Annotated in this window: 3 protein-coding genes; 2 read left to right on the top strand and 1 reads right to left on the bottom strand. The window is 69.5% G+C overall.

The window, feature by feature from the left end; genetic code table 11:
• Positions 1–2,134, top strand: a 2,134-nt coding sequence (locus tag WBA11_RS14185) for a M36 family metallopeptidase (protein WP_424521324.1), incomplete at its 5' end; no start/stop codon positions are given.
• 93 nt (positions 2,135–2,227) lie between these two features.
• Here the strand turns inward: WBA11_RS14185 and WBA11_RS14180 are convergent.
• Positions 2,228–2,572, bottom strand: coding sequence for a DUF2853 family protein (locus WBA11_RS14180; RefSeq protein ID WP_424521323.1), 345 nt, complete (start codon positions 2,570–2,572; stop codon positions 2,228–2,230).
• Between the two features lie 103 nt (positions 2,573–2,675).
• Here WBA11_RS14180 and WBA11_RS14175 point away from each other — a divergent pair.
• The coding region (locus WBA11_RS14175; RefSeq protein ID WP_424521322.1) for a deoxyribodipyrimidine photo-lyase at positions 2,676–3,428 on the top strand (753 nt) is incomplete at its 3' end.

The raw sequence follows: 3,428 nt of genomic DNA, 5'->3' as shown, positions 1-3,428 counted from the left end.
CGCCGTGACCGGGGCCATCCTCGAGGACGTCGACCTGGTCGAGCGCGATGCGTGGGCACATGAGCTGACCGAGCACCGGTCGGCGGCACCTCTTCTCATCGACGCCCTGCCGCCCGCAGCCGCGTCCTCGAGGACGAGCGCGGCGACCTCGAGCTACCGCGTGGTCCCGGCCCCGTTCGAGAGCCCGTCGCGGAGCCCGTTCGTGCTCGTCACTGACCCCGCCGATCCCGTCGCGAGCCCGCTCGGCTGGCACTCGACCGGGACGACGGACTACACCACCACGCGCGGCAACAACGTCTACGCCTACACCGACACCGACGACAACAACGTCCCGGACTCCAACAGCGCCCCCGACGGCGGCGCAGAGTTGGTGTTCGACTTCGAGTTCGGTCTGGGCCGGACACCTGCGCAGAACGCGCCGGCTTCAGTGACCAACCTGTTCTACTGGAACAACGTCGTCCACGACGTCCTGTACCGATACGGGTTCGACGAGGCCGCGGGCAACTTCCAGGATGCCAACTTCGTCATCGAGGGCGGCGATGGCGACGAGGTCCGGGCCGAGGCGCTGGACGGGTCTGGCACGAACAACGCCAACTTCGGGACGCCGTCCGAGGGGTCCTCGCCGCGGATGCAGATGTTCCGCTGGACCGGCGCCGTCGACCTCGAGGTCACGGCTCCTACCGCGCTCGCAGGAGCGCTTCCGTCGCTACCGGCCGGGTTCGGACCGGGCGGGCCATTCGCCGGTCGCGCGGTCGAAGCTGGCGGGGGATCCGGGCCGAACACGGCGTGCACCAGCGCCGAGGTCAACGGCATCGTCGCTGGGCGAGTCGCACTCGTCGAGCGCGGCGGATGCAACTTCGATGACAAGATTGCCAATGTGGGGCGGTCTGGCGCCATCGGCGCGATTGTGTACAACCGGTTGCCCGAGGGCGGCGAGGACGACAACGGCGGTGATGTGCTCGTCTCGATGGGCGGCGACGGCGACCCTCGTGTCGACATCCCGAGCGTGTTTATCCGCCGGAGCGCCGGCCTCGCCCTGATCTCGAGCGCTGACCCCGTCGAGGTCTCCGTGACTCAGGAGGCCGATCGCGCGAGCAGCTTCGACGCGGGCATCGTGACGCACGAGTACGGCCACGGCATCTCGAACCGTCTCATTGGCGGGCCGAACCGCGTGTCGTGCCTCCGCAACGGTCGGACAGACGGCGACAACGACAACAACAACCGCCCCGGCGAGCAGATGGGCGAGGGCTGGAGCGACTACTACGGACTTATGCTGACCCAACGCGAGGGCGACCTGGCGACCCAGCCTCGAGGCGTCGGCTCGTTCGTCCAGTTCGAGATCCCCGACGGGCCGGGCATCCGCCCCGCGCCCTACTCGACGGACTTCGCGATCAACGACTACACCTACCAGGACGTCGTCGACAACGCCGGCCACACGCGGTCCGGCTCGCGCTTCCTCTCCATCCCCCACGGCGTCGGGTTTGCCTGGGCGACCGTGCTCTGGGAGATGACGTGGGACCTCATCGAGACCCAAGGCTTCGACGCCGACATCGCCAACGCGGACGGGATGGCCGGCAACCAGATCGCGCTCAACCTGGTCACGACGGGCCTGAAGCTCACGGCGTGCACGCCGGGCTTCGTCGACGGCCGCGACGCCATCCTAGCCGCCGACGCCGCGCTCTACCCGCACCCAGAGGTCGACGGCGTGGGCGTCCACCACGACCTGATCTGGGCCGCGTTCGCGCGCCGAGGCCTGGGTGTCCTGGCCGATCAGGGCTCGGCCTCGGCCAACAACGACGGCCGCTCGGACTTCTCGACGCCGCCTCTCGTCGATCCACCAGAGCCCGTTGCCAGCGACGACGGCCCGGCCTCGAGGTTCGAGGTCTCGACCGCCGCTCCGAATCCGGCCTCGAGGACGACGCGCGTCATCGTGACCGTGGATCGCGCCCAGCCCATCGACGTCGTGCTCTACGACGCGCTCGGGCGGCAGGTGCGGCAGCAAACGGAGGCCGTCGCCGCTGGCACGGACCGCTCGTTCCAGGTCGACCTCGGGGGCCTGCCAGCGGGCGTCTACGCGTTGCGCGTGACGGGTGAGACGGCGTCCGAGACACGGTCGCTGACCGTCGTTCGCTAACCCGACCGATAGACAGAGAAGCGCCGGCCTCGAGGGTGTTCTTCCGACAAGCTCAGAATATGCCTCGGGGCCGGCGTTTCTAGATGCCCGGGCTTAGCCGTCGTAGACGCCCTCCTTGCCGTGGTGCGTCGCGAGCAGGTAGTAAAACGCGCTTCGGCGCTTATGGCTGCCGGCCGGCTTCATCGTCGCGCAGACGGCCTGGATCGAGTCCATCGTCGCGTCGGCGTCCTCGAGGCCGAGCTTTTTGACGAGGTAGTTGGTGCGGACGCGGGCCAGTTCCGAGTCGTCGGAGCAGGCGACGTACTCGCCGTCGCCGCCGTAGGCCGAGGGTCCCATCTGGGCCACGATGTTGCGGAGCAGGTCCACGTCGGGGTCCTCGACGCCGCACGTGCTGAGAGTGGAGAGGGCGTCGCCGACGGCGTCGTCGAGTTTGGGCATGAGTGTGGGGAGCGTGGACCGGGTCTACGGGACCGCCCCATCCGCGCGTTCCCCGGACCGCCGACGCCGGGCGCTCGTAGCCGCCTCCGCCCCCCCGACCTCGATGCCGACCTCGCTCCTGTGGCTCCGCCACGACCTCCGCCTGCACGACCACGGCCCGCTGACCGACGCCCTCGAGGCCGCTGGACCAGACGGCCATATGCTCGCGGTCTACGTCATCGACCCGCGCGACCTCGAGGAGACCGACCTGGGCTTCCGAAAGACCGAGGCGTACCGGATGCAGTTCGTCCTGGAGTCGCTCCACGACCTTCGACGGCGAATGAGCGAGTTGGGCGGAGACCTGATCGTCCGGGTCGGCAAGCCCGAGGAGGTGATCCCGGCGCTCGCTGGGGAGACCGGCGCGACCATCGCTTTCGTCCACGACGAGCCGATGCGCGAGGAGCGCGACCTCGAGGACGCCGTCCGCGACGCGACGCCCGGCCTCGAGTGGCGCGCCACCTGGGGCCACACGTTGGTCGACCTCGAGGACCTACCGTTCCGCATCGAGGACGCGCCGGACGTGTTCACGCCGTTCCGCAAGAAGGTGGAGCAGGCCCCGGCCCAGGACCGCTACCGAGCGCCCGAGCTGGCTCCCGACGCGTTGCCCCCGCCGCCGCCCGGCCTCGAGGTCGGCGAGATCCCGACGCTGGCCGACCTCGGCTTGGAGACCGTGCCGAAAGACGAGCGCAATGGACTCCGCATTCGGGGCGGCGAGACGGAGGGTCTGGCCCGGCTTCACGCCTACTTCTGGGACCTGGACCGGCTGAGGACCTACAAGGAGACGCGAAACGGGATGCTCGACCCGGACGACTCGTCC

The organism is Rubrivirga sp., assembly GCF_049648075.1.
Classification (GTDB): Bacteria; Bacteroidota; Rhodothermia; order Rhodothermales; family Rubricoccaceae; genus Rubrivirga.
This window is presented reverse-complemented; position numbering and strand designations above follow the sequence as displayed.